This is a genomic window from Mesorhizobium sp. M0016 (assembly GCF_040324035.1).
Taxonomy (GTDB): Bacteria; Pseudomonadota; Alphaproteobacteria; order Rhizobiales; family Rhizobiaceae; genus Mesorhizobium.
This window is the reverse complement of the sequence record NZ_JAMYVM010000012.1, coordinates 1-26,173: the sequence shown is the minus strand read 5'-3', so window position 1 is coordinate 26,173 and position 26,173 is coordinate 1. Positions and strand designations below refer to the sequence as shown.

At 64.2% G+C, this 26,173-nt stretch carries 26 protein-coding genes and 2 pseudogenes; 14 read left to right on the top strand and 14 right to left on the bottom strand.

Annotated elements, in window-relative coordinates; all coding sequences use genetic code 11:
* Positions 1 to 143: 143 nt before the first annotated feature.
* The 7 genes and pseudogenes from NKJ88_RS18190 (at position 144) to NKJ88_RS18160 (ending at position 6,743) form a co-directional block, all read left to right on the top strand.
* Positions 144 to 1,241 (top strand): zinc-binding metallopeptidase family protein, encoded by a 1,098-nt coding sequence (locus NKJ88_RS18190; protein WP_023726017.1) that lies wholly within the window; start codon positions 144 to 146, stop codon positions 1,239 to 1,241.
* A gap of 62 nt (positions 1,242 to 1,303) precedes the next feature.
* Positions 1,304 to 1,903 (top strand): DUF1236 domain-containing protein, encoded by a 600-nt coding sequence (locus NKJ88_RS18185; RefSeq protein WP_023683834.1) that lies wholly within the window; start codon positions 1,304 to 1,306, stop codon positions 1,901 to 1,903.
* A gap of 147 nt (positions 1,904 to 2,050) precedes the next feature.
* Positions 2,051 to 3,001, top strand: a complete 951-nt coding sequence (locus tag NKJ88_RS18180) for a CPBP family intramembrane glutamic endopeptidase (protein ID WP_023726016.1) — start codon at positions 2,051 to 2,053, stop codon at positions 2,999 to 3,001.
* 383 nt (positions 3,002 to 3,384) lie between these two features.
* Positions 3,385 to 4,971 (top strand): signal recognition particle protein, encoded by a 1,587-nt coding sequence (gene ffh, locus NKJ88_RS18175; RefSeq protein WP_023671707.1) that lies wholly within the window; start codon positions 3,385 to 3,387, stop codon positions 4,969 to 4,971.
* 7 nt (positions 4,972 to 4,978) lie between these two features.
* Positions 4,979 to 5,305 (top strand): chorismate mutase, encoded by a 327-nt coding sequence (locus tag NKJ88_RS18170; RefSeq protein ID WP_023671706.1) that lies wholly within the window; start codon positions 4,979 to 4,981, stop codon positions 5,303 to 5,305.
* 104 nt (positions 5,306 to 5,409) lie between these two features.
* Positions 5,410 to 5,811 carry a 30S ribosomal protein S16 gene (rpsP, locus tag NKJ88_RS18165; RefSeq protein WP_023671705.1) on the top strand — a complete coding sequence of 134 codons (402 nt, stop codon included), beginning with the start codon at positions 5,410 to 5,412 and terminating at the stop codon, positions 5,809 to 5,811.
* Positions 5,812 to 5,898: 87 nt separating this feature from the next.
* Positions 5,899 to 6,743 (top strand): annotated as a pseudogene (locus NKJ88_RS18160) (acyl-CoA thioester hydrolase/BAAT C-terminal domain-containing protein).
* Between the two features lie 86 nt (positions 6,744 to 6,829).
* Here the strand turns inward: NKJ88_RS18160 and NKJ88_RS18155 are convergent.
* From NKJ88_RS18155 to NKJ88_RS18145, 3 genes are all read right to left on the bottom strand, one after another.
* A complete protein-coding gene (locus NKJ88_RS18155) occupies positions 6,830 to 7,093 on the bottom strand; it encodes a YMGG-like glycine zipper-containing protein (RefSeq protein WP_023824379.1) in 264 nt (87 codons plus the stop codon).
* Positions 7,094 to 7,245: 152 nt separating this feature from the next.
* Complete coding sequence (locus NKJ88_RS18150) at positions 7,246 to 7,773, bottom strand: SRPBCC family protein (RefSeq protein ID WP_352444953.1); 528 nt, start codon at positions 7,771 to 7,773, stop codon at positions 7,246 to 7,248.
* Between the two features lie 14 nt (positions 7,774 to 7,787).
* Positions 7,788 to 8,198: a DoxX family protein gene (locus NKJ88_RS18145; protein WP_023687655.1), complete on the bottom strand. Its 411-nt coding sequence runs from the start codon at positions 8,196 to 8,198 to the stop codon at positions 7,788 to 7,790.
* 357 nt (positions 8,199 to 8,555) lie between these two features.
* Here NKJ88_RS18145 and NKJ88_RS18140 point away from each other — a divergent pair, with 357 nt between their 5' ends.
* The gene (locus NKJ88_RS18140; RefSeq protein ID WP_023671700.1) at positions 8,556 to 8,963 is read left to right on the top strand and encodes an ACT domain-containing protein; all 408 of its coding nucleotides are present in this window, start codon (positions 8,556 to 8,558) and stop codon (positions 8,961 to 8,963) included.
* 3 nt (positions 8,964 to 8,966) lie between these two features.
* Here NKJ88_RS18140 and NKJ88_RS18135 read toward each other — a convergent pair whose 3' ends face one another.
* Both NKJ88_RS18135 and NKJ88_RS18130 read right to left on the bottom strand, forming a co-directional pair.
* A complete protein-coding gene (locus NKJ88_RS18135; protein WP_023671699.1) occupies positions 8,967 to 9,419 on the bottom strand; it encodes a GNAT family N-acetyltransferase in 453 nt (150 codons plus the stop codon).
* Positions 9,420 to 9,644: 225 nt separating this feature from the next.
* Positions 9,645 to 10,679: an aspartate-semialdehyde dehydrogenase gene (locus tag NKJ88_RS18130; RefSeq protein ID WP_023671698.1), complete on the bottom strand. Its 1,035-nt coding sequence runs from the start codon at positions 10,677 to 10,679 to the stop codon at positions 9,645 to 9,647.
* Positions 10,680 to 11,102: 423 nt separating this feature from the next.
* Here NKJ88_RS18130 and NKJ88_RS18125 point away from each other — a divergent pair, with 423 nt between their 5' ends.
* From NKJ88_RS18125 to NKJ88_RS18110, 4 genes are all read left to right on the top strand, one after another.
* On the top strand, positions 11,103 to 12,944 hold the full coding sequence (locus tag NKJ88_RS18125; RefSeq protein ID WP_023671696.1) for a DEAD/DEAH box helicase: 1,842 nt from the start codon (positions 11,103 to 11,105) through the stop codon (positions 12,942 to 12,944).
* A gap of 325 nt (positions 12,945 to 13,269) precedes the next feature.
* Complete coding sequence (locus NKJ88_RS18120) at positions 13,270 to 13,992, top strand: DUF805 domain-containing protein (RefSeq protein ID WP_023683826.1); 723 nt, start codon at positions 13,270 to 13,272, stop codon at positions 13,990 to 13,992.
* Between the two features lie 191 nt (positions 13,993 to 14,183).
* The gene (locus NKJ88_RS18115; protein ID WP_023694553.1) at positions 14,184 to 14,612 is read left to right on the top strand and encodes an SRPBCC family protein; all 429 of its coding nucleotides are present in this window, start codon (positions 14,184 to 14,186) and stop codon (positions 14,610 to 14,612) included.
* 49 nt (positions 14,613 to 14,661) lie between these two features.
* Complete coding sequence (locus NKJ88_RS18110; RefSeq protein ID WP_245259985.1) at positions 14,662 to 15,060, top strand: MarR family winged helix-turn-helix transcriptional regulator; 399 nt, start codon at positions 14,662 to 14,664, stop codon at positions 15,058 to 15,060.
* An 8-nt stretch (positions 15,061 to 15,068) separates the two neighbouring features.
* Here NKJ88_RS18110 and leuB read toward each other — a convergent pair whose 3' ends face one another.
* The 5 genes from leuB to leuD all read right to left on the bottom strand — a co-directional run bounded on the left by leuB (position 15,069) and on the right by leuD (position 18,970).
* Positions 15,069 to 16,172, bottom strand: coding sequence for a 3-isopropylmalate dehydrogenase (gene leuB, locus NKJ88_RS18105; RefSeq protein WP_023706813.1), 1,104 nt, complete (start codon positions 16,170 to 16,172; stop codon positions 15,069 to 15,071).
* A gap of 148 nt (positions 16,173 to 16,320) precedes the next feature.
* The gene (locus NKJ88_RS18100) at positions 16,321 to 16,671 is read right to left on the bottom strand and encodes a VOC family protein (RefSeq protein WP_023824384.1); all 351 of its coding nucleotides are present in this window, start codon (positions 16,669 to 16,671) and stop codon (positions 16,321 to 16,323) included.
* A 13-nt stretch (positions 16,672 to 16,684) separates the two neighbouring features.
* A complete protein-coding gene (locus NKJ88_RS18095) occupies positions 16,685 to 17,068 on the bottom strand; it encodes a RidA family protein (protein WP_023699291.1) in 384 nt (127 codons plus the stop codon).
* 308 nt (positions 17,069 to 17,376) lie between these two features.
* Positions 17,377 to 18,300, bottom strand: a complete 924-nt coding sequence (locus NKJ88_RS18090; protein WP_352444949.1) for an Ivy family c-type lysozyme inhibitor — start codon at positions 18,298 to 18,300, stop codon at positions 17,377 to 17,379.
* Positions 18,301 to 18,364: 64 nt separating this feature from the next.
* Positions 18,365 to 18,970 (bottom strand): 3-isopropylmalate dehydratase small subunit, encoded by a 606-nt coding sequence (gene leuD / locus NKJ88_RS18085; protein ID WP_023683818.1) that lies wholly within the window; start codon positions 18,968 to 18,970, stop codon positions 18,365 to 18,367.
* A gap of 162 nt (positions 18,971 to 19,132) precedes the next feature.
* Here leuD and NKJ88_RS18080 point away from each other — a divergent pair, with 162 nt between their 5' ends.
* Both NKJ88_RS18080 and NKJ88_RS18075 read left to right on the top strand, forming a co-directional pair.
* Positions 19,133 to 19,558, top strand: coding sequence for a GNAT family N-acetyltransferase (locus tag NKJ88_RS18080; protein ID WP_352444947.1), 426 nt, complete (start codon positions 19,133 to 19,135; stop codon positions 19,556 to 19,558).
* Between the two features lie 144 nt (positions 19,559 to 19,702).
* Positions 19,703 to 20,433 (top strand): annotated as a pseudogene (locus NKJ88_RS18075) (DUF72 domain-containing protein).
* A 204-nt stretch (positions 20,434 to 20,637) separates the two neighbouring features.
* Here NKJ88_RS18075 and NKJ88_RS18070 read toward each other — a convergent pair.
* Genes NKJ88_RS18070 through NKJ88_RS18055 form a run of 4 tightly spaced genes read right to left on the bottom strand, consistent with a single transcriptional unit; the run spans position 20,638 to position 25,649 of the window.
* Entirely contained in the window at positions 20,638 to 21,804 is a 1,167-nt protein-coding gene (locus tag NKJ88_RS18070; protein WP_031209772.1) for an NAD(P)/FAD-dependent oxidoreductase, read from the bottom strand.
* Between the two features lie 23 nt (positions 21,805 to 21,827).
* A complete protein-coding gene (locus NKJ88_RS18065; RefSeq protein ID WP_023702575.1) occupies positions 21,828 to 23,423 on the bottom strand; it encodes a HAMP domain-containing sensor histidine kinase in 1,596 nt (531 codons plus the stop codon).
* Positions 23,411 to 24,106, bottom strand: coding sequence for a response regulator transcription factor (locus tag NKJ88_RS18060; RefSeq protein WP_023702574.1), 696 nt, complete (start codon positions 24,104 to 24,106; stop codon positions 23,411 to 23,413). Before NKJ88_RS18060 ends, NKJ88_RS18065 begins: the two co-directional genes overlap by 13 nt.
* Positions 24,107 to 24,110: 4 nt before the next feature.
* Positions 24,111 to 25,649, bottom strand: coding sequence for a DUF4153 domain-containing protein (locus NKJ88_RS18055; protein ID WP_023702573.1), 1,539 nt, complete (start codon positions 25,647 to 25,649; stop codon positions 24,111 to 24,113).
* Between the last annotated feature and the right edge of the window lie 524 nt (positions 25,650 to 26,173).

Below are 26,173 nucleotides of genomic sequence, written 5' to 3'. Positions count from 1 at the left end.
GGCAGGCGAATTCGCTGCTCGGGTAAAAAGAGGTGACGGGGGCATGGAACGGCGGCCCGTGGCGGGCGTTTGGGCGAGGCGCCGCTCCGCACCATATTCCTCCTCTGACGCCATACGCCAACGCCTGACGCATCGAGATCGACATGAAACTGTTCGACTGCCCGCATTGCGGCCACCGCCTCTACTTCGAGAATGCGCAGTGCCTGAATTGCGGGAGTCTCGTGCTTTACGATCCCGAGCATGCGCGCTTTGCCTTGTCTGACGTCGACGGCATCTTCCACTGCACCAATGCGGATGAATGCGCCTGCAACTGGATGGCCGAACCGGGCCATACCTACTGCCGCGCCTGCTTGCTGAACCAGCTGATCCCCGACCTCTCCGTCGACGGCAACCGCCGCCGCTGGATTCGCGTCGAGGCGGCCAAGAAGCGCGCCGTCTATTCGCTGCTCGCCTTCGGCCTTCCGGTCGCGCCCAAGCACAAGCACGGCGACGAAATCGGCCTCGCCTTCGACTTCATTGCCGATCCGATCGGCGGCGGTCCCGGCGGCGAACGCATCCTTACCGGCCACGACAACGGCCTGATCACGCTCAACGTCGCCGAGGCGGACTCGGCCGAGCGCGAGCGGCGTCGCGTCGAGATGGGCGAAAATTACCGCACGCTGCTCGGTCATTTCCGTCATGAGCTTGGCCATTACTACTGGGACCGGCTGATCCGCGACGAGCCGCAACGGCTCGATGCCTTCCGGGCGCTGTTCGGCGACGAACGCCCCGACTACGAGCAGGCGCTGAAGGCCTATTACGCCAATGGCGCTGCGCCCGACTGGCAGCAGAACCACATCTCCGCCTATGCGACGTCGCATCCATGGGAAGACTGGGCCGAGACCTGGGCGCACCATCTCCACATCACCGACACGCTGGAGATGGTGCACGCGCTGAATTTTCCACTCGGCCAGCTTGAGACGATGGAGACCAATGTGCTGCCGCAAGGCGACACCGGCGGCCGGTTGCAGGCGGCGCCCGCGGAACCTGACGCCGTGCCCGAGCCCTTCGAAAAGATTCTCGCCCGCTGGCTGGTACTCTCGGAAGCCTCCAACTCGATCAACCGCTGCATGGGCCTGCCCGACCTTTATCCCTTCGTCATTTCGGACGTGACGGCGCAGAAACTCAGCTTCGTGCATGAGCTTTTGACCGGTTTGCCGAAAGAAACCGGAACAAATCGTGAGCTGGCGTCGGTATTTTAGCCGGAACGCATGCGTTCTGGTTTCGTTTGGTGTCGCGAGGGACCATGAAAGGGAGAGAAACCATGAGACGCATATTGTTTCCGGCCGTCGCCGGGGCGCTTGTCGCGATGTCGGGTGCGGCACTCGCCGATACCGCCGTCTCGGCCGTCACCGATCTTAATGTGCGCGCCGGCCCCGGCCCGCAATATCCTGTGATCGGCGTGCTCGCCGCCGGCCAGTCGGCGACGCTCAATGGCTGCATCGAAAACAGCAAATGGTGCACCATTGCCGAAGCCGGAGGCCAGGGCTGGGTCTATTCCGACTATGTCACGGCCGATTTCGGCGGCAACCGGGTCGTTCTGACACGCCGCCCCGCCGACGCCGCCATCACCGTGGTTACACCGCCGCAGGATGATTATCCCGATACCTATACCGGTGCGATTCTGTCCGACGACGGCCCCGTCGACGCCATCGACAGGCCACCGGCGGAAGTCGGCACCTATGTCAGCACGCACCGGCTCGATCCTGTCTATCTCGAGGGCGAGGTGGTGACCGGTGCCACCTTGCCCGACACGGTCGAACTGCGCGAAATCCCCGACTACCGCTACCGCTACGTCTATGTGAATGGCCAGCAGGCGCTGGTCGACCCGCAGACACGGCGCATCATGTACGTCGTGCGCTGATTTTGCCTGGAAAGAATGACAAGTGAACTCGTGCCGCCCTCCTGCCGAGGCTGAGGGCGGCAAAAGGGTCGCTGAACAGCAGCAATTGCGCGAGAGCCGACGATCCCCTAGATCATGCGACCCGATGCGTTCGGCAGAGGAACTCGCGTGATATCAGATCCAGCCGCCTTCGAGCGCTATAGCAACACGGCCACCGAAAAGACGAACCTGCCGCGGCTGATAATCGGAACGGCGGTCGTCGTCCTGTTCTGGGTGGCGATCACCCTGGTTGTGGTGCTTGGCGGCACCTATGTCGCGATCGTCTGGCATGTATTGCCGGACGATCCGCGCGGGCCGCTTCAGGGCTTTCTGGCCTCGCCCATCGGCATACTCGCCGCACTCACCTCGTTTACCGGCATCTGGCTCGGCCTCTGGCTTGCCATGCGTTTCGTCCATGGCGAGCCGCTCTCGGCGCTTTTCGGCGCCAGTCGCCGCGTGTCCTTGTCGGGCTTCCTCAAGGGCCTGGTCGCGGTGCTGATCACATCGGCGCTTTCCGAAATCCTGCTCTACTGGCTACAGCCCGAAATCGCCCGCGGCACGATCAACCTGTCGACCTGGCTGCTGTTCCTGCTCCCGATCGTGGCGCTGACCCTGCTGCAGACCTCGTCCGAGGAGATGCTGTTTCGCGGCTATCTGCTGCGCGGCCTGGCCAGGCGCTTCGAGAGCCCTTACGTGTGGGCGCTATTGCCCGCTTTGCTGTTCACCTCCTTGCATTGGAGCCCGGGCTCGACCCCCGCCATCAACGCCTGCGTGCTGGCCTCGATCGCCGCCTTCGCCTTGCTGTTGACGCTGGTGGTTTATGTCACCGGCAATCTCGGCGCCGCCTTCGGCGCCCATCTCGGCAACAATCTCACCGGCTTCCTGCTGATCTCGCATCAGGAGAACTACAATTCCTTCGCCCTGTTCAACGCCAAGCCGCTGGAAGGTCCGGGCTGGACGACGGCGGATGCCGTCATCATCGCCGCCATCGGTATCGTCTGCACCTTGCTGACGATCCTGCTGCTTCTGCACCCGCGCTCGCCGCTGAAGGTTACGGCCGACCCTCGGGATGCAGGGTGAACTAAACAGGGACCGATCCAGAGACCGGGAAGCCGCCCTTGTCTTGACTCTTCGGCCGATTTCCTGTCTACAGCCCCGAAATCCGCGACGAGTATCCCTCCGAGCAAGCCGACCAGGACGCCAAAACCTTTTGAGGTGGGTGCTGTAAACAGATCCTGGAGGCCAACACCCGGCAGCGCTGAGCGCCCCCGGGTGCTTTTTGGTTTTGAGCTTTGCTTGGATGAGCGGCGCGAACGCACTACCTCTCGGGCACCATCGGGGTGCCTGAGAAAAAGGAAACGGAATGTTTGAATCGCTGCAGGAGCGCACAAGAGGCGTGGAGGGCCATCGGCCCGACAGGGATCACCATGAATCCAAGGCGCTCTCGCGCGGCGGGTTGACCAATGTTTGAATCACTTCAGGAGCGCCTTGGCTCCATCCTGAACGGCCTGACAGGCCGCGGCGCGCTGTCGGAGGCTGATGTCTCGGCGGCGTTGCGCGAGGTGCGCCGTGCGCTGCTCGAAGCCGACGTTGCGCTGGAAGTGGTGCGTTCCTTCACCGACAAGGTGCGCGAGAAGGCCGTCGGCGCCGCCGTCGTCAAGTCGATCAAGCCTGGACAGATGGTCGTCAAGATCGTCCATGACGAGTTGGTCGACATGCTCGGCGCCGAGGGCGTCGCCATCGACCTCAATGCGCCGGCGCCGGTCGTCATCATGATGGTCGGCCTGCAGGGCTCCGGCAAGACGACGACCTCCGCCAAGATCGCCAAGCGCCTGACCGAGCGCCAGAACAAGAAGGTTCTGATGGCCTCGCTCGACACGCGGCGGCCCGCGGCGCAAGAGCAGCTGCGCCAGCTCGGCGAGCAGGTCAAAGTCGCGACCCTGCCTGTCATTGCGGGCCAGAACCCGGTCGACATCGCCAGGCGCGCCGTCCAGGCAGCCAAGCTCGGCGGTCATGACGTCGTCATCCTCGACACCGCCGGCCGCACCCATATTGACGAGCCGCTGATGGTGGAGATGGCCGACATCAAGAAGATGTCGAGCCCGCACGAAATCCTGCTGGTCGCGGATTCGCTGACCGGCCAGGACGCCGTCAACCTTGCCAAAAGCTTCGACGAGCGCGTCGGCATCACCGGCCTGGTGCTGACCCGCATGGACGGCGATGGCCGTGGCGGTGCCGCGCTTTCGATGCGCGCCGTCACCGGCAAGCCGATCAAGCTGATCGGCACCGGCGAAAAGATGGACGGGCTGGAGGAATTCCACCCCAAGCGTATTGCAGACCGCATCCTCGGCATGGGCGACATCGTCTCGCTGGTCGAAAAGGCCGCCGAAAACATCGACGCCGAGCAGGCGGCGGCGATGGCCAAAAAGATGCAGTCGGGCAAGTTCGACCTGAACGACCTTGCCGGCCAGCTTCAGCAGATGTCGAAAATGGGCGGCATGGGCGGCATCATGGGCATGATGCCCGGCATGGGCAAAATGAAGGACCAGATGGCGGCCGCCGGCCTCGACGACAAGATGTTCGGCCGCCAACTCGCCATCATCTCGTCGATGACCAAGGCCGAGCGCGCCAATCCGGACATGCTGAAACATTCGCGCAAGAAGCGCATCGCCGCCGGCTCAGGCACGGATGCGGCCGAGATCAACAAGCTCTTGAAAATGCATCGCGGCATGGCCGACATGATGAAGGCGATGGGCGGCAAGGGCAAAGGCGGCGGCCTGATGCGCGGCATGATGGGCGGCCTTGCCTCCAAGATGGGCCTCGGCGGCATGATGCCGGGTGGCCCCGGCGGCATGATGGGTGGCGGCATGCCCGACCTCTCCAAGATGGATCCCAAGCAGCTCGAAGCCTTGCAGAAGCAGATGCCCGGCCTTGGCGGCATGAAGGGCCCGCCCACCCCGAGCGGCGGTGGCCTGCCCGGTCTGCCCGGCGGCATGAAGCTTCCCGGCCTTGGCGGCGGTGGTCTGCCCGGCCTCGGAAAGAAGAAGTGAGGACGCTATGAACGAAGAAAAAGACATGGCCGACGCACGCACCATCCTGGCCGGCTATCGCGCCTCGATCGACAACATCGACGCCGCCCTCATTCATATGCTGGCCGAGCGCTTCCGCTGCACCAAGGCGGTCGGCGTGCTCAAGGCCGAGCATGGCCTGCCGCCCGCCGACCCGGCGCGCGAGCAGGAGCAGATCACCCGCCTTCGCCAGCTGGCGAAGGACGCTCATCTCGACCCCGATTTCGCGGAAAAATTCCTCAACTTCGTCGTCCGCGAAGTGATCCGCCATCACGAGCAGATCGCCGCGTCCAACGGCGCAAGCAAAACCGGCTAACAAAGTGCATGTCGCCCAAAAGTGCGCAGCGGTTTTGGGACAACGACCTGCACCAGACAAAGCCATTAACCCAACACTGAAATCAGAAATTTAGGAGAGATGAAATGCCCTTGAAGATCAGACTGGCCCGTGCGGGCTCGAAGAAGCGCCCTTACTACCACGTCGTCATTGCCGACGCCCGTTCGCCGCGCGACGGCCGGTTCATCGAGTCGATCGGCTCGTGGAACCCGCTGCTGCCCAAGGACGGCGAGCGCGTCAAGGTCGACGCCGACCGCGTCAAGCATTGGCTGTCGCACGGCGCTCAGCCGACCGACCGCGTGCTGCGCTTCCTCGATGAGGCCGGCCTCCTCAAGCGCGAAGCCCGCTCCAACCCGAAGAAGGCCGAGCCCGGCAAGAAGGCGCAGGAACGCGCCTCTCTGCTGAAGAAGGCCCAGGAAGACGCTGCCGCCGCCGTTGCCGCCGCTGCTGCAGCCCCGGCCGAAGCGGAAGCCGCCACCGCCGAATAAGCATCGCGTCATCGCATCGACAAAACGGCGGGCCTGTGCCCGCCGTTTTGCTAATGTGCGGCGATGTCATATGCGTTCGAACGAAAGATGACTGAGCGGACCGTCACGGAAGAGACCCTTTTCGGCGGCGTAGCCGGAACGCTGTTGCGATGCGCCGGCGCCACGACAGGCGTCGTCGTGCTCAGCGGATCGAGCGGCCGCATCGACGTCACCCGCGCCCGGCTCTTTGCCAAGGAAGGAGCATCCGCTCTCGCGCTGCAATGGTTTGACGGCGAAGGTCAGGTGCCCGGCATTTGCGAGATCCCGCTCGAAACGTTTTTCGCGGCGACCGACTATCTTGTCCAGATGGGATGCCGGCGCATCGTCTATGTCGGGACCTCGAAAGGCGCCGAGGCCTCCCTGCTTGCGGCGGCTCACGATCCACGCATCGGCCTCGTGGTTGCGATCAGCCCGACATCGGTGGTCTGGGGCAATATCGGGCCGGGCCGCGACGGCGTCAGCTGGCCGGAACGATCGTCGTGGACGCTCGAGGGATTCCGTTGCCGTTTGTCCCAAGCAATCCCGCTTGGAACGCTGAGTATGTCCATGGTCTGGTGTCCTACCGGGGGCTCTTCCTACGTGCCTTGCAAACCTTCAAGGACGCAGCGGCCAAGGCTGCCATTCCCGCCGAAGCTATTTCAGCCGACATTGTTCTGGTTGCGGGCGGCGACGACGCGCTATGGCCATCGCTGGATTTTGCCCAGTCGATCGTTCGGCGTCGCCAGGACACAGCAATGACCACCTGCCTCGTCTCAGTGCCCGACGCCGGCCACCGCATTCTGCTGCCGGGCGAAAACACGCCGCGCTCGGGGCTGCACGCCCATGGCGGCAATGACGACGCCGACACACGCCTGGGCCGCCTGGCTTGGGAGCATATCCGGGGATTGCTGTAGCGCAGCATCCATGGTCCAGCTGCCTTGGGCAACAGCGAAACCGGCGATCTATAGCCGCCGGTTTCCGATGTTGGACCTGGCTGTGTTCAATAACCGTCGGGGCAGCTGGCGATATAGGTGCGCCCGTTGCGGCCGCGGTAGCGACATTGACCGCTTTCGCTGGCACGGCCGATCAGCGCGCCGGCTACGGCGCCGACGGCGCCGCCGACGACGGCGCCCTGAACCGGATCACTTGCCACAGCTGCGCCAACCGCCGCGCCGCCGAGACCGCCGACCGCGGCACCCTTTTCGGTTTGCGAGCACGCACCCAGTGCGGTCGCCAGTACCAGAATGATCATCGCTTTTTTCATTGTCGTTCCTCTCTCACGCGGATCGCCGTCCTCGCCGCCACGGCTCTAACTCCCAGACAGCTGATTTGATCCCGAAGACGTGAGAGATCCCGGTGCGCGTGCCTGTCACATTCGTAACGACCGCCGCCGAGCTTGTTGAAATGCAGGACGTTTTACCTTTCAGTGGCCTTCTTCAGATTGGCGAGGCCAGCCTCGAAATCCTTGCCGATCAGCGTATCGAAATTCATGAAGAGGCCCAAAAGCTTGGCAATGAAGGGCCGGCTGCCGCGCATTGCCCAGGTGACTGCGGTGGTGTCGCCCGAGGGCTTCAGGGTGAAGTCGACGCTGTTGTTGGCCCGGAACGGCTTCTCGAAGTCGAGCTTCAGCGACACCAGCGAGGATGGCACGGAATTGACGATCTCCATGCGTCCCTTGCCGGCCTTGGCATTGCCTTCCCAGGCGTAGGCGGCGCCCTTGCCGGCATCAGCGCCCGACAGCGTGCGCTTCATCAGCGGGTCGAGCTTTTCGTAGGGTGACCATTCCGGCCACTGCTTGAAATTGTTGATCAGCGGAAAGATCGCTTCCGGCGCGGCCTTGATGCTGGCGGTGCGGGCGGTGACGAAATCATTCGACCTCGTCGCTGCATAGATGAGCACGGCGGCGATGATGACGACCAGGAGGATGAGAATGGTGCTGAGCATGTTTTTCTCCTCGCTTAACGGCTGAACGGGATCAGGGCGCGCACGCTTGGGTCGCGCAGATAGAGACCGCCCCACAGGATGATGCCGAGATAGACGCTAAACAGCGTGTGCGAAAACAACGGGCTGCCGACGCGCATATTTGTGGCGATGGCGCCGCCGAGATAGCCGGTGAGCAGGATGGCGCCGAGCACCGAGGTGCGGGGCAGCGCATAGAGCGCGGTCGAGATCAGCCCGATAATGCCGAGCGTGCGCGCGACATTGACATCGGCCGGCCAGCCGAGCGGCACCATGGTCTGGGTGACGACATCGAGCGGCGGCAGCTTGATGACGCCGTCGAAGATCATGAACAGGATGATGAGGCCGCTGAGCACGCGGCCGGTCCACAGGGCGCCCGATGAGACGGGCATGGTTTGAGAAATACTCACGGGTGTTCCCTCCTAAGCGGTTCGAGCCGTTTGCTGGCTTCGGACCAAGGACGAGCGATGGGGCGGCGATCCTACAGGGTGCGGATTCTTTTTGGGTAGCAGCAAGCAAAAGCCGCTGCATGGCGATCCTTCACACCCCCCTCTGGCCTGCCGGCCATCTCCCCCGCAAGGGGGGAGATTACACGCTCGACCGCTTCGGCAATGTTCCATGAATGAGCGGAGCATCGAAACCGCCGATCTCCCTGCTTGCGGGGGAGATGCCCGGCAGGGCAGAGGGGGGCGCTGTCCCTCCACCTTGACGGACTATCGACATCCACCAGTCACGGCTATTGATAGGGCTGGGCGAGAGACGAGCGAATGGCCGGCGAGACTGATCTGAAAAAGCTGCTGGCGGCGATGACGCCGGAACTGCTGCCGGACGTCTACGTGTTCGCTACGCTCACACCTGGAATCAGCCGGCAGGCAGGCCTCGATCCCGTGATGGTCTTTCGCGAGCGCGAGGGTGTGACACTGATCGTGACCGAGGACGCGGCACGGGCGGCCGGGCTGACCGCTTCGTTCCGCTGCCGCATGATCACCCTGAACGTCCACTCCTCGCTGGAAGCCGTCGGCTTCCTCGCCGCCATCACCGCCCGGCTGGCCGCCGCCGGCATGGGCGTCAATCCGGTCTCTGCTTTCTATCATGACCATCTGTTCGTGCCCGCTGAGCGGGCCGAGGAAGCGATGGAGTTATTGCGCCAACTGGCCAAGGATAACGCCGGCTGAATATCAAGCTCGACGCACGTAGAGAATATCCGGCAGGCCTTCTTCGTTGGTGGTGCCCGCGCCGAACGCCTCGGGGCGAAAGCCATGGCGCTCGTAGAAGCGACGCGCGCCGGTGTTGGCCTGGAAGCAATGCAGTTTAACGATCCGTAGCGCGGCGGTCGCTTGCACCAGCAGCCGGCTGCCGATGCCTTGCCCCGTCCAGGCGGGGTCGAGATAGAGCTGTTCCACCCAATCGCCGCTCAGGGCAATGAAGCCGACAATGCCGGTGCCGGCCTCGGCGACCGTCACCTGCTGCCGGGACAGCACGATCTCGCGGATGAAGGCAAGATCCTCATCCGGCGTGTGGATGACCGGCATCCAGGAGAACGAGCCAAGTGCGGCCCGCATGACAATGGCGATGGTCGCGGCATCCAAAGCCGTGGCGGGGCGCAGCACGATTTTGGTGGGATCGTTCAAAGGCGTTTCTCAACAGAGGTCAGCGCTGCCCTCATCCCCCTGCCGGGACCTTCTCCCCGTGAACGGGGAGAAGGAAGGCTTCGGCCGAAGGCCGAGCCCGCGACTACGGGCCGCCGGCTTTCCGGCGCCCCGCGGAGGGCCAGCCGCGGCAGCGGCGATACGGCCCGTGAGCGATAAACGGAATCGGCCGAAAGCCGAACCCCGTGAGCGAAAACAAACCAGCCGTCAGGCCGCCTTCTTCTTCGGCTGGATCAGGCCGCGCTCGACCAGAAGCTCGGCGATCTGCACCGCGTTGAGCGCCGCGCCCTTGCGCAGATTGTCGGAGACGATCCACATCGACAGGCCGTTGTCGATGGTCGAATCCTCGCGGATGCGCGAGATGAAGGTGGCGTCCTCGCCGGCCGATTCCAGCGGCGTGATGTAGCCGCCATCCTCGCGCTTGTCCAAGACCTGGCAGCCCGGCGCTTCGCGCAGGATATCGCGCGCCTCGTCGGCGGTGATCGGCTTTTCGAACTCGATGTTGACGGCTTCGGAATGGCCGATGAACACCGGCACGCGCACACAGGTCGCCGTCAGCTTAATCTTGGGGTCGAGCATCTTCTTGGTCTCGGCGACCATCTTCCACTCTTCCTTGGTCGAGCCGTCGTCGAGGAAGACGTCGATGTGCGGAATGACGTTGAAGGCGATGCGCTTGGTGAACTTCTTGACCTCGACGCCATCGGCGACGAACACCGCGCGGGTCTGTGTAAAGAGTTCGTCCATGCCTTCCTTGCCGGCGCCGGATACCGATTGATAGGTGGCGACGACGACGCGCTTGATGGTGGCGACATCGTGCAGCGGCTTCAGCGCCACGACCAGCTGCGCCGTCGAGCAGTTCGGATTGGCGATGATGTTCTTGCGGGTGAACAGCGAGATCGCATCCGGGTTCACTTCCGGCACGATCAGCGGCACGTCCTGGTCGTAGCGGAAGGCCGACGAGTTATCGATGACGACGCAGCCCTGCTTGCCGATCTTCGGCGACCACTCCTTGGAGACGTTGCCGCCGGCCGACATGATGCAGATGTCGGTGTCGGAAAAATCATACTGGTCGAGCGTCTTGACCTTCAGCGAACGGTCGCCGAACGACACTTCGGTGCCCTGGCTGCGCCGCGAGGCCAGCGCCACGACTTCGCTTACCGGAAAGCCGCGCTCTTCCAGTATGTTGAGCATTTCGCGCCCCACATTGCCCGTGGCGCCGACTACCGCAACTTTGAAACTCATCAGAAATCTCCTGTCCCTCTCCGCTTGGTTTTTGGAGAAAACCCGCCGGCCAATGCGGGTTTTGTCCCCCGGGCCGGACCCGGGAGAGGGTGGTTAGGCCAAGGGAATCACACCGTTTTGGTGGTGGTTTTGGCCATAGTTTTGCTGGAACGGTAAGACACGCCAACGCGCCCGGCCCCATGATTGTGGCCGGGGAAGTCGAATGCAAGAAGAGCCATCAGAAGGCCGCGCATCGAAAATGATCCCGTTCGATGCCGGCTTTTACGCGGTTTGCGTCAGGAGTCAATTGCGGCCAGGCACACGCCTGCCCTGTACAATAGCGGCCGCAAGAAGTACGAACGCCCAAATAGTGTTTGGCTGGCGTGCGTCAGCCCCGGCATGTGCTCCATGATGAGCCCAGACCCTGAATTCCGAAAGAGTGAGATGTCCAATTTCGAAGCTATTGTTCCTGCGCTGGCAGAAGCGCTGGAAAAACGCGGCTATACCGAGCTGACGCCAGTGCAGAAGGCCGTGCTGGAGCTCGGCGAGTCCGACGCGTTGGTGTCGGCGCAGACCGGCTCAGGCAAGACCGTCGCCTTCGGCCTCGCTTTGGCGCCGACCCTTCTTGGAAGCGCCGAACGTTTTGACCAGGCTGGCGCACCGCTGGCGCTGGCCGTGGCGCCGACGCGCGAGCTCGCTCTGCAGGTGATGCGCGAATTGCAATGGCTCTACGCGCCGACCGGCGCCACCGTCGCGTCCTGCGTCGGCGGCATGGACATGCGCTCCGAACGGCGCGTGCTGGAGCGCGGCGCCCACATCGTCGTCGGCACGCCCGGCCGCCTGCGCGACCACATCACCCGCAACTCCCTCGACATGTCGGCGCTGAAAGCCGTGGTGCTGGACGAGGCCGACGAGATGCTCGACCTCGGCTTTCGCGAGGACCTCGAATTCATCCTCGATGCCGCACCGGCTCAGCGCCGCACGCTGATGTTTTCGGCCACCGTGCCGCGCTCGATCGCCACGCTGGCGCAAGGCTATCAGCGCGACGCCGTACGCATCTCGGCCGGCGGCGAGGAAAAGCAGCATCTCGATATCGAATACCGGGCGCTGAATGTCGCCTATCCCGACCGCGAGAACGCCATCATCAACGTGCTGCGCTTTTACGAGGCGAAGAACGCGCTGGTGTTCTGCAACACCCGCGCCGCCGTCAATCATCTGACGGCACGCTTCAACAACCGCAATTTTTCCGTCGTCGCACTGTCGGGCGAGCTCAGCCAGAACGAACGCACCCACGCGCTGCAGGCGATGCGGGACGGCCGCGCCAAAGTCTGCATTGCCACGGACGTCGCAGCGCGCGGCATCGACCTGCCCAATCTCGAACTGGTCATCCACGCCGATCTGCCGACCAATCCCGAAACGCTGCTGCACCGCAGCGGCCGAACCGGCCGAGCCGGACGCAAGGGCGTCAGCGCGCTGATCGTGCCCAACGGCGCCCGCAAGCGCACCGAACGGCTGCTGCAGAATGCCGGGCTGAAGGCGACATGGGCGAGCCCGCCCTCCGCCGACGAAGTCATCAAGCGCGACGACGAGCGCATCCTTGCCGATCCAGCCTTCGAAGAGCCGATTGCCGAGGACGAGCGCGGCTTCATCGACGCGCTTCTGGCCAGGCATGGCGCCGAACAGGTGGCCGCCGCCTTCGTGCGCCAATGCCGCGCCAGCCGCTCGGCGCCCGAGGAACTGACGGAGGTCGCGGCCTTCACGCCGTCGCGAGACAGACCGGCGGGCGAAAAATTCGAACGCCGCGACGAAGCGCCCAGCCGCCGCGACGATTTCGGCGACAGCGTCTGGTTCTCGCTGTCGATCGGGCGCAAGCAGAATGCCGAGCCGCGCTGGCTGATCCCGATGCTGTGCCGCACCGGCAACATCTCCAAGCGCGAGATCGGCTCCATCAAGATGCAGCAGGATGAGACCTACGTGCAGATCGCGGCCGACTGGGCCGATCGCTTCCTCGCCGCCGTCGGCCCCGACAAGAAATTGCAGGGCAACATTGCGGTGAAACGCCTGGACGGCACGCCCGACCTGTCGCGGGCCGGCTACCAGGCGCCGAAGCCCGACAAGAAGCCGCATCGCGGCAAGCGCCCGTTCGAGGCGCCGCAAAGCGCACACAAGCCGAAATTCGAGAAGCGGGAACGGCCCGCCGGGGATGCAAAGCCTTGGGCCGGGAAACCGAAATTCGACAAGGCGGGACCGCCGAAGAACAAGAAGCCGAAGAAGCGGCCGGTTTGAGGCTCTTATCGGCCAATTACAAATGCAGGCGCTGCCCCTCATTGCCCTGCCTGGCGTTTCTCCCCGTATAGTGACGGGGAGAAACGGCTGACCGCAGCCTTGGCGCTCTTCTTGCAACGTTGGCGATTGGCGGAATCGTCAATAACAGCGACCCCTCTCCCCGCCATTATACGGGGAGAGGATGCCGGCAGGCAGGTGAGGGGCAGCGCCAACGGACGGGAAAATGAAGCAACTCATGCCTGAACCGTTTACCCTCCATTTCGTCCAACCCCTTGCAGTCCGCCGCAACTTTGAACAGTCTGTGCCTACACGGGGGCGAGGCTAAATGCGCGGCGAAGTTCTTCACTATGACGAGGCCCAGGGTTTCGGCTTCATCACCGGGGCGGACGGCAACCGCTACACCTTCGCGCGCGAGGATCTGCGCCGTGATACCGTGATCGCGAACGGCGCAGTGGTCGAGTTTCTGCCGGCAAGCGGTCAGGCGCGCGACGTTTTTTCAATCCGCGCCCAGCCCGCCAGTCCCGCCACCGCTGCGCCAGCGGCAAGCGCCGCGCCGCCCAAGGCGGCTGCCGCTTCAGCCGCGCCACAGCATTTCGGCCGCCTGGCGGAAGACGGCGCGGTTCGCGATAGCGGACTGCCGGGTTATTTCTGGCGAGGCGTGACGCGCAACTACATCAACTTCGCCGAACGCGCCCGCCGCAAGGAATTCTGGGGCTACTGCCTGTTCTGGACCGTCAGCTTCATCCTGGTCGGAATTGCCGGCGCCCTCGCCGACCAGGCCGTCGGCAATTTCGATGCCGGCAACTGGCCGATTGTGATGATCGGCGTCTGGGGGCTGTTTTGGCTAGCGACGTTCCTGCCCTGGGTCGGGCTCGTCGTGCGCCGCTTGCACGACATCGGCCTGACCGGCTGGCTGGCAATACCTTACTTCGCAATCACCTTCATGTTCGCTCCGGCTACGCTGATCCTCGCGCTGATACTCGGATTGATCCCGACCCAGGCCCACGAAAACCAGTGGGGGCCGGTGCCTGGAGGAGGCGGAGCCTAGACCGCACCAGAAATGAACTGCCGGCTGTTTGCGGACAGCCGCGATTTAACAATGGCTTAGGTCGCAGCCAGGAAGGCAGCTGCTGTTTTGACCGGACGAACAAAATATTTCTCTTGCCGTTTAGTCTGCGCACAGATAATCTGTGCACTCATCAAATCGACGATCGAAAACGGATGATGGAGCCAAGACAAATGTGGACCAACGAGTACACCGCAATTTCCCCCCTTTCGGCGCAGGCCATCTGGAACGCGCTCAAGGCGCTGCACGAAGGCCGCCTCACCTACGAAGGGTCCGATACGTTCGTGCTGCACGGCCCGTTCGCCAAGGGCACCCGCGTCTCTGTAACGCCCGTCGGGCAGGACACCTTCGAATCGACGATCGTCGATCTTGTCGACACTGTGACGTATGCCGACGAGACCTCGTTCGGCGACACGAAACTGCTGTTCAGGCATACGCTGACGCCGGTCGAGGGTGGCACTCAAGTGACTCATCGCCTCGAGATTTCCGGCCCATCGGCCGCCGAGGTCGGACCAGAGCTCGGGCCGCAGATCAGCGGCGATTTCGACACTTCGATGGCCAAACTGTTCGAGCAGGCAAGGGTGTTGGCGAACGGTGGCTGATCGGGGGGATCTGAACACGCGCTTCAGCGGACCATCCGAGAGCCCCGGCTTGCTGCTCTGGCGAACCACCATGCGCTGGCAGCGCGTCATGACGGCGGCGCTGGCCCCGCTTGACCTTACCCATGTCCAGTTCGTGCTGCTGGCTTCGGCGATGTGGCTCGGCCGCTATGGCGAGCCGCCCAACCAGGTGCAGCTCGCCGCCCAGGCCGGCACCGAGGTGAAGATGACATCGGACGTCGTCGCCCGGCTCGAGGCAAAGGGACTGATTGTGCGGGACACCAACCCGCGGGATTCCCGCGCCAAGGTGATCCGCGTCTCCACGACGGGGACGGCCGCAGTCCAGCGCGCTATCGTCGCCGTCGAAGCCGCCGACGCTGCTTTTTTCTCAGCCGTGGATGAGGCGCAACTCGTCGGCCTGCTGAAACGGCTGGCCGGCGAGATCCGCTGAGTCGGCCGCTAAGCCAGGAACTTGGCGATGATGGCATCGCCCATTGCGACAGTGCCGACTTCGGTCATGCCCTCGGACATAATATCCTTCGTCCGCAGCCCGTCGTCGAGCACGGCGGCTATGGCGCCTTCGAGCTTGTCGGCCTCATCGACCATGCCGAAGGAGTAGCGCAGGCACATGGCAAACGACGCGATCATGGCGATCGGGTTGGCGATGCCCTGTCCCGCAATGTCGGGCGCCGAGCCATGCACCGGCTCGTACAGCGCCTTGCGCTTCCTGGTCTTCACATCGGGCGCGCCGAGCGAGGCCGACGGCAGCATGCCGATCGATCCGGTCAGCATGGCGGCGATGTCGGACAGCATGTCGCCGAACAGATTGTCGGTGACGATGACGTCGAACTGCTTTGGCCAGCGCACCAGCTGCATGCCGCCGGCATCGGCCAGCATGTGGTCGAGCTTGACGTCGGCATATCTGGCTGCGTGGGTCTGGGTGACGACCTCGTTCCACAGCACCCCGGATTTCATCACGTTGCGCTTTTCCATCGATGTCACGTGGTTCTTGCGCGTGCGCGCCAGCTCAAAAGCGACGCCGGAAATGCGCTCGATCTCGAACGTGTCGTAGACCTGCGTGTCGATGCCGCGCTTCTGGCCGTTGCCGAGATCGATGATCTGCTTCGGCTCGCCGAAATAGACTCCGCCGGTAAGCTCGCGCACGATCAATATGTCGAGGCCCTCGACGACTTCCTGCTTCAGCGAGGACGACGCGGCCAGCGCCGGATAGCAGATGGCGGGCCGGAGATTGGCGAACAGCTCCATATCCTTGCGCAGCCGTAGCAACCCGGCCTCGGGACGCACCTCGTAAGGCACCTTGTCCCATTTCGGCCCGCCGACGGCGCCGAACAGCACGGCGTCCGCAGCCATCGCCTTTGCCATGTCGCCATCCGAAATCGCCGCGCCATGCGCGTCGTAGGCACAGCCGCCGACCAAGCCTTCATCAGTGGCAAAACCGCTGCCGAGCTTTGCGTTCATGGCCGCGATCAGCTTCTTCACCTCGGCCATCGCCTCGGGGCCGATGCCGTCGCCGGCGAGCAGGAGAAGATTTTTCGAAGCCATGGAGAACCGTCCGATGCTGTTTGGAGAAACCGCGGCCTTGCTAAACGCCAAGAGCTTGCGGCGCAAGGGGATGAAGAACGCTACGACGGCGCCCGCCTCTCAAGACCTGGGTTCCTCGCCGTGGCCAGAGGCGGGGGAGAGGAACAAATCACTTGTGCGACAAAATATTCACCAACCGGCCGAACGGATCGCGCACATAAAACCGCCGTACGCCCCACGGCTCGTCGGCCGGACCGTATTCGATGGCAAAGCCGGCGGCCCTCATGCCTTGCAGCGCCGCATCGACATCGTCGACCTCGATGGAGAGGTCCGGCACCGGCGTGCCGGAGCCGCCCTGGGCCATGAAGCTGATCTGCACCTGCATCCGTTCGTCGGACCCGTAGGTGACGATCCAGCCCTGATCCATCAGCACATCGAGGCCAAGCACGTCCTGATAGAAGCGTTTCGCCGCCGCCGCGTCCTGCGTCCCGATATTGGCTACGATGCGCCGGACCGTCATGGCTTTGGCCTCCTCAAGCCGTGCGCCGCAGCGCCGTGACTTCGATCTCGATCTTCATTTCCGGCTTGTTGAGCTGGCACACGATCATCGTCGCCGCCGGCCTGATCTCGCCGAAAGCCTCGCCGAGGATGGGGAAGACGACGTCCGCGATGGCCTGGTCGGTGATGTAGTAATGCGCCCGCACCACATCGGCCATGTCGAAGCCGCCATCCCTCAGCGCCTCGGCGATGGTCGCCAGGCAATTGCGCGTCTGCGCCTCCACCGTTTCCGGCATGGCCATCGTCGCATAGTCATAGCCGGTGGTTCCCGAGACGAAGCACCAGTCGCCCTGCACCACCGCGCGCGAATAGCCGGCGGTTTTTTCGAAGGGCGAACCGGTGGAGATGAGTGTGCGCATGGAGCCTCGCTGTGGTTTCGGACACTTTTGCAGGGAAAGGGCCGGCCGGGCCATGGGCCAAGTCAGGTGCAAATCTTGGTCGTCGGCGGGACAGCACCCCCCTCTGGCCTGCCGGCCATCTCCCCCTCAAGGGGGGAGATTAGCAGTTCGGACGCCTTTCTCGCTTTCCACATTTGCGATTGGCGAAAGCCAGAGTGACGTCTGATCTCCCCCCTTGAGCGGGAGATGCCCGGCAGGGCAGAGGGGGGTGTGACGGATCGCGACGGAACAAGCATGAACACCGAGTGTTCGCCGCGCTGCCGCGAACCCTAGTTCCCCGACTCCTGCGCCTTGTCCATTGCTTCCTTCACATCCGCAGGCCAGGTCTTCACGTCAGGCCACGCCTGCGGCTCGCCATTGTCGCCGCGCCGGGCGAAGTAGAGCGTGTGCTTGGCCGGGTCGACCGCCATGAAATCGTCATTGCTGCCGCATGCGTGCGGCACGCAGCCGGTGGCGTAGAAGGCGCCCGACGCCGTCTTTTCGGTGCCGCCGCCGACCAGCAGGCTGGTCGCCATGTCGGGCATGGTGTCGCCGAGCAGCGTCTGCGCCGCCTTGTAGACGGCCTCATTGTGGAAGGCGTCGATGATGTTCTGGTATTTGGCCGGATCGACGTCCTTCCAGTCCGTACCCGGCTCCGGCGCGTAGGTCAGGTCGCCCGAGATCGTCAGCCCGTCGCTGGGTGACCATTGCAGCGCTTGCTTCGTATCGCCCGGCAACAGATACGGCACGAAATAGATGGCGTTGTCGGCCACCGCCGCCGGCGGCGCGCCGCATTCGTCCTGTTCGACCTTGAGGCTTTGTATCTCGCCGCCTTCCGGCTTCCAGACGATGACCTTGGCCGGGCCGCACTGGTTGCCGCCGTCGCCGACATCGACCAGCGCCACGTCGACGCCGCCGACCTTGACTGTTCTGTCGAAGAACACGTCGTAATTGCTGGCCAGCTGCTTGCCGTCATAGGCCAGCACCTTTTCGCCATCCTGCTCCGGCTGGGTGATGGTCAGCTGCCCGCCCTCGAACGGGACCGGCCCTTGGCTGTCATCGTCCGCCAGGGCCGCATTGCTCGACGCGCCCGGATCGGCGGCGGACGGATCTTCTGCCGGCACGAGGACCGTGTCGGTCTGTGCTTGCGCGCCGGCCACCGGCATCAGCATCCACGCCAGCGCGCAGGCGCCGGCAAGAAGAAAACGTGTCATGACTGTCCCCTCCGTTCAGCCGCCACGAACCCGGCTTTGTGGCGGCCGGGCCATCTCGTACCACTCAGGCCCAAGGACGCTCGGCAGCGTTCTTCTTCTCGAACGAGGCGATGGCGCCGGCCTTCTCCATGGTCAGGCCGATATCGTCGAGACCGTTCAGCAGGCAGTGGCGCTTGAAGTCGTCGAGGTCGAAGGTGACCACGCCGCCGTCGGGGCCGCGGATTTCCTTGGCCTCGAGGTCGACCGACACCGTCGCATTGGAGCCGCGCGAGGCGTCGTCCATCAGCTTCTCCAGGTCTTCGGGGCTGACGGTGATCGGCAGGATGCCGTTCTTGAAGCAGTTGTTGTAGAAAATGTCGGCGAACGAGGTCGAGATGACGCAGCGAATGCCGAAATCGAGCAGCGCCCACGGCGCGTGTTCGCGGCTCGAACCGCAGCCGAAATTGTCGCCGGCGACCAGGATCTCCGCCTTGCGGTAGGCTGGCTTGTTAAGCACGAAGTCGGGGTTTTCCGAGCCATCGTCCTTGTAGCGCATTTCGGCGAACAGGCCGCTGCCGAGCCCGGTGCGCTTGATCGTCTTGAGATAATCCTTGGGGATGATCATGTCGGTGTCGACATTGACGATCGGCATCGGTGCGGCGACGCCGGTGAGCTTGGTGAATTTTTCCATGGCTTTTGCCCGTTCTTGATCGAATTCGTTGCGTCAGGGTTTGCTGCGCCCGGTTTACACAAAGCCGCCGGCAAATAAAAGGCAACTGTTGGTGCGCGGCCCGATCGAAAGATCGGCGGCAAACGTCTTTAAAACCGGCCGCCGCTGGTGCACCTTGCGCCCATGACCACACAATCGAATATTATCTATGCCAGTGAGCCTGAGCTCGACGTCGCTGAATTCCGCCGCGTTCTGGTTGAATCCACGCTCGGCGAAACACGCCCCGTCGATGACGACGCCCGGCTGCAGGCGATGCTTTCGGGCGCGAACCTGGTGCTGACCGCGCGGCTCGATGTCGAAGGCACGCCGCTGATTGGGGTTATCAGGGCCATCACCGATTTTTCCTGGGTGTGCTACATTTCAGAGCTCGCCGTATCCCAATCTGCGCAAGGCCTCGGCATCGGCAAAGGCCTGATGGACGAGGCCCGCCGGCAGCTTGGGCCTTCGGTCGCCATCAGCTTGATCTCGATGCCCGACGCCGTCGGCTTTTATGAGCGTATCGGCATGAAGCGAATGGCCGACGCGTTCTGGTTCTCCCGCGAGCACTGACGCGCGTCGGGCGCAATTGCCGATCGGGTTGGGGAGTCAAGGCGGGCAAGGTTCTCGGGCAATGCGGAACGGTGTTCAGGACCCCGCGGAGCAACGCCTCCTTGTCGCCCTTGACCCGCGCTTCATCCGGTCCAAATCCGCAGCATGGGAAATCGCCGATCTCTGATAGGCACCGCCGGATGGGGAATTCCGTCTCGATACAAGGCTGACTTTCCGCAGCCCGGGTCGCATCTCGAACGTTACGCAAAATGCTTTCCGGTCGTGGAAATCGACACCTCCTTCTACAAACCGCACCGCCGCGAGACCTATGAGCGCTGGCGCACGCCGTGCCGGAGCACTTCCGCTTCGCGGTCAAGGCACCGAAGAGCATGACCCATGAGCATCGCCTCGCCGATTGCGAGGGGCTGACAGAGGACTTTCTCGGGCAGGTCGAAGGTCTCGGCGAAAAGCTGAGCGTGCTTCTGGTGCAGCTGCCGCCAAGCCTGCCCTTCGAGCCGGAGGTCGCCGGCGGCTTCTTCGACATGTTGGGCAGGCGTAGCCTGGCAAGGCTGGCATGCGAGCCGCGCCATCCCAGCTGGTTCGGTGCCGAGGCGGACGCACTGCTCGCCGGTCACCAGGTCGCACGGGTCGCCGCCGACCCGGCTTCGGTTCCGGAGGCAGCAGGGCCGGGTGGCTCGCCCGGCCTTGCCTATTTCCGCTGGCACGGCGCGTCGCGCATCTACTATTCGGGTTACGATGCCGAAACGCTCGACCGGTTTGCGCGGCAAGTGGAAGCAGCGGCCGCTTCCGGTGCCGAGGTCTGGGGCATTTTCGACAACACGGCCGCCGGGCATGCACTGGGCAACGCGATGGCTGTCAGTGCGATGGTTGCTTAGACTCTCGCGGGACAGCACCCCCCTCTGGCCTGCCGACCATCTCCCCCGCAAGGGGGGAGATCAGATGCCGCGACCGCTTTCGCCAATCGCCGACGTTGCAAGAATGGCGCCTTCGCCGAAGCTGCCAATCTCCCCCCTTGCGGGGGAGATGCCCGGCAGGGCAGAGGGGGGTGGGCGGGAACTCGACAGTGAGCTTTTGCCGCCTCAAATCACATTCAATTCCCGGAACGCCCTTCCCTCAGCCACTCTGGCGTACCCAAACGCCGAGCAATCCACCGTCCGATACCCGCCATGCACCAACAACTCCGCCAGCGCCTTGCCGACGGCCGGCGCCTGCTGCAGGCCGTGGCCTGAAAATCCGTTGGCGAAGATGAAATTGCCGACCTCGGGATGCGGGCCGATCACCGCATTCTGGTCGAGCGCGTTGTAGTCGTAGTGGCCGGCCCAGGCGCGTGTCGGCTTGATCGCCTCGAAGGCAGGGATACGGGTTGCCAGCACGGGCCAGATCACCTCTTCGAACAGCGGCCAGTCGACGTCGAAATCCCTGGGGTCGGCGGGGCCATCGCCCTCCTCCGGTTCGGCGCCGCCGGTGAGATAGACCGAGCCTTCAGGCCGGACATAGATGCCGGATGGGTCGACCAGCAGCGGCATGTCGACGTATTTTTCCCGCGCCTCGAAGACGAAAACGTTGCGCTTGCGCGGCTCGACGGGCAGCACGAGTCCCGCCATGCCGGCCACCTTGCCGGCATTCGGCCCGGCGGCGTTGACGACGATGCCGGCTTGCAGTCTTTCGCCATTGTCGAGGTCCACTCCGGCGGCGCGGTTGCCCTGCCTCTCAATGCCGGTGACATCGGCGGCGATGAAATCTATTTGTCTGTCACGCAATGCCTTGCGAAACAGCGTCAACATGGCATGAGCGTCGAACCAGCCCTCGCCGGTACGGCCGAAGGCGCCGGCGCTGATGCCTTCGGTCGACAGCCATGAAAAGCGCTTTGCCAGCTGGTCGGCGTCCTCGAGCAGAATGTCGGCGCCCTCGGCGACCTGCGCCTCGTGGTTGGCTTTCAGGATCGGCAACCCGGCGTCGCCGGCCAGGATGAGATAGCCGCCTTCGCGAAAACCGATATCGGCGTCGGTGCCGAAGGTCTCCTTCAGCCGCCGGAACAGGTTGAGCGTGAACTGCGACAGCCGGATATTTTCCGGAATCGAGAATTGCTGACGGATCGAGGCCATGGACAGCGTCGTTGCCGCATGGGCGAATTGCGGGTCGCGTTCGATCAGCGCGATGGAGCCGGAAAAGCCTTCCTCGCGAAGGTAGTAGGCGACCGAGGAGCCGACGATGGCTCCGCCGATGATGACGATGTCGTAGCGCACTTTGTTCTCCGATCCACCAGCCCTCACGCGGCTGGCAAGGAAATCTCGAAGCGCGTGCCGCGCCCGGAGTCAACCAGCGCGATCGTGCCATCATGCGCTTTCAGGAGGGCCAGCACGATGCCAAGGCCCATGCCGGTGCCGCCGGACTCGCGCCGCGTGGTGAAAAACGGCTCGAAAATGCGCGCCCTGTTGCTCGGCGAAATGCCGGCGCCATCATCGCTGATCGCAATCGTCACTTTGCCGTCGGCGCTGGCAGCCGCCAGCAAAACCTGGGTCGCGCCGTGCCTGGCGGAATTGTCGATCAGGTTGGCAAGCACGATCGCCGCATTCTCGGCCGAGATGCGCAGACCGGTTTCGCCGCCCGTCTCGATGGTCACAGCCAGCCTGCCGTCCACCGGCAGCAATGCCAGCGCCGCATCGAGCGATGTGCTTTCGCCGCTCGGCGCCAGGTTTTCCGCGCGCGCCAGATCGAGCAGGCGCCGTACCAGCAGATTGAGCCTTCCGGCATCGTTGACGATGTTGCCGGAAAACCGCTTGCGCTCTGCCGCGTCCATCGCCTCGCCGGAATCGCGCAAGAGTTCGGCCGCGCCCTGGATCGCCGTCAGCGGCGATTTGAGCTCGTGCGAGACATGGGTGGCAAAGGTCTGGATCGAGTCGGAGCGCGCCTGCAGCTTTTCCGCCATGTCGAGGAAGGCGGCGGACAGCTCGGCCATTTCGCGCGTGCCGTGATGGTCGAGCGGCCGGATCGCGTCGCGGTCGCCGGCGGCGATGCGCCTCGTGCGCTCCATCAGCGCGTAGATCGGCCGGCTCACGGTGCGCAGGAACACCAGCGCGATCAGCAGCGTGCCAGAGAGCATGGCGATGGCCGCCAGCGTCACCTTGCCGCGTTCGCCATAGAGATGCTTGACGATGTTGTTCGGCGTTCGAGACAGGTAGATCACGCCGGCGACATGGCCGTCGACCGCGATCGGCATGGCGACAAAGACGCGAACTTTCGTGCCGCGGCTGACCGAATAGAGGGGCGGTGGCGGCTGGTCGGGAATTCTTTGTCTCAACACGCTGGCGTAGTGGCCGGCAAGGGCGGTGCGCACCTCTTCGACATTGGCCAGCGATAGTCCGACCTCGTCGCGCCCTGCAATGACAACGCCGCGCGGATCGAGCAGCCGGAAGCCGGCCAGCGTGGTTTTTTGCGTCGTGTCGAGAATGCCGGACAGGCTGGCGCCGATCGCCGCGAAGGCTGGATCGATGGCCGCGGCGATGCCGGCGGGTCGGGTCGGCAGCAGGTAGTCGGAAGCGAGATCGAGGGTAGGCTCGATCGGCTGGTAAGGCGTGTCGTCGCCGCGGCTGGCTTCGCCGCTGTCAGCCTGCATCGGCACCCCAAGCTTCTCCGGGGCAATGGCGGCGTCACTGATATTCTGCGCATAGATGGCGGCGATGACGGCGCCTTGCGCGATCAACTCGCCCTCGGTCTGGCGGATCAGCTGGTTTTCATAAAGCCGGAAGAAGAACAGGCCGACCAGCGGCAGCGCCAGCACCATGATGAGGATGGCGAGGACCACCGTGGCCAGCCTTGGCCGCCATTTGGTGCCGATCCATTTGGCGTCGCTCAGGCGCCGCATCGGCCAAGCCGGAAACCGACGCCATGCACGGTTTCGATGGCGTCGAGACAGCCTGCCGCCGCCAGCTTGGCGCGGATGTTGCGGATGTGGCTGTCGACGGTACGGTCGGCGACATGGATGTTGGCGGCATAGGCGCTAGCGACCACCAGGTCGCGCCCCAGCACATGCGCCGGCCGCGCCAGAAATCCTTTCAGGATCGAGAATTCGATCGCCGTCAGCGCCAGCGCCTTGCCGTCGAAACTGGCGCCGTGGCTGGCCGGCACCAGGCTGAGCTTGCCATGCGCAAAGGCCCTGTCATCGGCCGGATCCGGCGCCAGCGGGCGGGCGCGACGCAGGATGACGTTGACGCGCGCCACCAGCTCGCGCGGGCTGAACGGTTTCGTCACATAGTCGTCGCCGCCCATTTCGAGCCCGAGGATGCGATCGATCTCCTCGTCTCGCGCCGACAGGAACAGTATCGGCACATCGGAGCGCTGCCTCAGCCGCCGGCAGACTTCCAGCCCGTCCATCTCCGGCATGCCGATATCGAGCACGACGAGGTCGGGCTCGCGGCCTTCGATCGCCTGCAGGGCGGCTGCGCCGTCAGCGACGGCCTGCGTCTTCATCCCGGCCCTCTCCAGCGCAAAGCAGATGATCTCGCGTATGTGCGGATCGTCGTCGGCGACCAGGATCTGATGCGGCATGGATCTAACGGTCCGGCACTGAAGGTTGCGAGGGCTGGGTAGGTGGAGGAAGCACGAGCGGACCTCTCTTGTCGAGAACCTGCACGAGCCTCCAGCCGCGAAAGCTCCAGGCGCGCCACTGCTTCTGCTCGGCGATAGTGTCGTCGATCATCATTTGGTCGGCCAGATAGGTGGTTTGGTTTCCGAATTGGTGCATGTAGAGGCGGTCCAGCGCCGGCATGGCGGCAGCGCCGAGCGAGCGCAGATATTCGGTATCGATAGGCGTGCCGTCGCCGGTCATTTCAAGGGAATGGTCGACATTGAAATTGGCGATCATTGCGGCGAAGTTGATGAAGCAGCAGGCATAAAGCGTCGCCGATAGCGTCGCAAGATTGGCGGAGAGCAGCCATTCGTTGGATTTTCCAAGCGCGATGCGGGCAATGATCAGTACAAGCCCTGACGCCACCAACCCCATCCAGACGAAAGCCGCGATGCGCCAGTAGGTCAGTGCATAGACGCCGATATAGAGATCGAGCCTGAGAATCGACGAAATGACCAGCACGATGTTCTGCGCCACCCAGGCATAGACCAGTCGGCGGATCAGCGGATCGCTTGACGTTTCGCTGCCCGGCCGCAGCGCCGCCAGCACGAAGCCGGCGGCCAGCAGCGCGGTGGCGATCAGCGGATAGGCGCCGCGATGCGCATAAGCGGCATAGCTCAACCCGTCGGGAAGGGCGACCCCGCCCCAGAGATAGGCGGCGTCGAGCCCGGTCTGCAGCGCAAACAGGGCATTGAAGACGATCAGCGCGCGCAAGATCGCGGCCTTGCCGAAGACGACGGCCTCGATCGTCGTGGCGGATTTTGTCGCGGCCGGTGCGGCCACGGCTGCAGGCGGCGCCAAAGGTGGAAGGCGGCGTGGGGGTCGGCGCAGCAAGCGCGGCAGGCGAGGCCGCAGGAAAGCCCAGACGCCGGCGAGCACGAACAGCCAGAAGACGATCCGCGCCAGCTGGATGAGATCGAGCAGCTTCATCAGGTCGATCAGCGACAGCCAGTATTCGATGACCGGATTGGCGGTGCCGAACAAAAGCAGGAACACCGCGCCCAGCGTCACCGGCATGACCCAGACGATGATGGACGCCAGGTGGATGCGGCGGCCGCCAAGCCGGCGCACCGTGCGGCGCCATTGGAAAAAGTCACGGATAAGGCGCAGCGGCGCCGCCAGCAGGAACAGCGCGACCTGGCCGGCAATGCGGGCGATGCCGTGCCGCAGCCGCCCGGACAGGGACAGCGCAAACACCACCAGCGCCACGACAGCTATCGCCACCGACAGCGGGCTGACGTTCTCGGCCAGCGGCAGCAGCGCGACGAACAAAGCGGCCGGCTTGAGCCAGGGTCGGGTGGAATTCAGTGCGGCAGGATGCACAGCGACCACCGCGCCGGCGATCAGGATGGCAAACAGCAGCACCGTGATCCCGGCGGGCTGGCCGTAAAAGAAAAAATCCGCCAGCGCCACGAGCAGGACGGCGATGCCGAAGCGGCTGGAAAAGCTTGCAAACGATGTCATGCGCGGATTTTCCTGATGGGCTGGGTCCGCTCGGCCGGTGGGCGGATAAAAGGGAGCAGGCTCGCTTCCAGGTAAGGGCGGGCCGCCGCCCGGGGCGGATCGACCAACCACCAGCTTTCGCTGCGCAGGCGATAGGGCAAGGACCAAAGGTGAGCGTTTCGCTGTTGCATGCCGCTGTTGTCGCGGGCTCGCATGGAAACGGCGGGGCGGAGCGGAGGAGGTTTTCCGCAGGGATGTGCAGTTTTCGTGCAGGACCTGTGCTTACGGCCGGGGCGCTCCCCCCCCATCTTTCCGGACGTTGGCGCTGTCCCAGCCAGGCTCCTTTCCTCTCCCTCCGGAGGGGGGAGAGGTGGCTCGGCGAAGCCGAGACGGAGTGGGGGAACCACCTGGCAGTCGCCGCGAACGGACATCGGAAGGGCACTGAGCGCATGGGTCGAGGGGGGGGGCCGCGCGGGGGAGGGGTGCGGAGAGACGCCGAACACCGAGGCGCGGGGTCGGGAGGCATCGCCAGCCGAGGCCGGGGC

What these genes read in the sequence shown, in the direction of transcription:
- ffh (WP_023671707.1), top strand. Translation starts at nt 3,385, where the DNA reads ATGTTTGAATCACTTCAGGAGCGCCTTGGCTCCATCCTGAACGGCCTG.
- NKJ88_RS18190 (WP_023726017.1), top strand. Translation starts at nt 144, where the DNA reads ATGAAACTGTTCGACTGCCCGCATTGCGGCCACCGCCTCTACTTCGAG.
- rpsP (WP_023671705.1), top strand. Translation starts at nt 5,410, where the DNA reads ATGCCCTTGAAGATCAGACTGGCCCGTGCGGGCTCGAAGAAGCGCCCT.
- leuB (WP_023706813.1), bottom strand. Translation starts at nt 16,172, where the DNA reads ATGGCTTCGAAAAATCTTCTCCTGCTCGCCGGCGACGGCATCGGCCCC.
- NKJ88_RS18115 (WP_023694553.1), top strand. Translation starts at nt 14,184, where the DNA reads ATGTGGACCAACGAGTACACCGCAATTTCCCCCCTTTCGGCGCAGGCC.
- NKJ88_RS18140 (WP_023671700.1), top strand. Translation starts at nt 8,556, where the DNA reads ATGGCCGGCGAGACTGATCTGAAAAAGCTGCTGGCGGCGATGACGCCG.
- NKJ88_RS18080 (WP_352444947.1), top strand. Translation starts at nt 19,133, where the DNA reads ATGACCACACAATCGAATATTATCTATGCCAGTGAGCCTGAGCTCGAC.
- NKJ88_RS18095 (WP_023699291.1), bottom strand. Translation starts at nt 17,068, where the DNA reads ATGCGCACACTCATCTCCACCGGTTCGCCCTTCGAAAAAACCGCCGGC.
- NKJ88_RS18125 (WP_023671696.1), top strand. Translation starts at nt 11,103, where the DNA reads ATGTCCAATTTCGAAGCTATTGTTCCTGCGCTGGCAGAAGCGCTGGAA.
- leuD (WP_023683818.1), bottom strand. Translation starts at nt 18,970, where the DNA reads ATGGAAAAATTCACCAAGCTCACCGGCGTCGCCGCACCGATGCCGATC.
- NKJ88_RS18090 (WP_352444949.1), bottom strand. Translation starts at nt 18,300, where the DNA reads ATGACACGTTTTCTTCTTGCCGGCGCCTGCGCGCTGGCGTGGATGCTG.
- NKJ88_RS18065 (WP_023702575.1), bottom strand. Translation starts at nt 23,423, where the DNA reads ATGCGGCGCCTGAGCGACGCCAAATGGATCGGCACCAAATGGCGGCCA.
- NKJ88_RS18120 (WP_023683826.1), top strand. Translation starts at nt 13,270, where the DNA reads ATGCGCGGCGAAGTTCTTCACTATGACGAGGCCCAGGGTTTCGGCTTC.
- NKJ88_RS18130 (WP_023671698.1), bottom strand. Translation starts at nt 10,679, where the DNA reads ATGAGTTTCAAAGTTGCGGTAGTCGGCGCCACGGGCAATGTGGGGCGC.
- NKJ88_RS18185 (WP_023683834.1), top strand. Translation starts at nt 1,304, where the DNA reads ATGAGACGCATATTGTTTCCGGCCGTCGCCGGGGCGCTTGTCGCGATG.
- NKJ88_RS18150 (WP_352444953.1), bottom strand. Translation starts at nt 7,773, where the DNA reads ATGCTCAGCACCATTCTCATCCTCCTGGTCGTCATCATCGCCGCCGTG.
- NKJ88_RS18155 (WP_023824379.1), bottom strand. Translation starts at nt 7,093, where the DNA reads ATGAAAAAAGCGATGATCATTCTGGTACTGGCGACCGCACTGGGTGCG.
- NKJ88_RS18060 (WP_023702574.1), bottom strand. Translation starts at nt 24,106, where the DNA reads ATGCCGCATCAGATCCTGGTCGCCGACGACGATCCGCACATACGCGAG.
- NKJ88_RS18055 (WP_023702573.1), bottom strand. Translation starts at nt 25,649, where the DNA reads ATGACATCGTTTGCAAGCTTTTCCAGCCGCTTCGGCATCGCCGTCCTG.
- NKJ88_RS18100 (WP_023824384.1), bottom strand. Translation starts at nt 16,671, where the DNA reads ATGACGGTCCGGCGCATCGTAGCCAATATCGGGACGCAGGACGCGGCG.
- NKJ88_RS18170 (WP_023671706.1), top strand. Translation starts at nt 4,979, where the DNA reads ATGAACGAAGAAAAAGACATGGCCGACGCACGCACCATCCTGGCCGGC.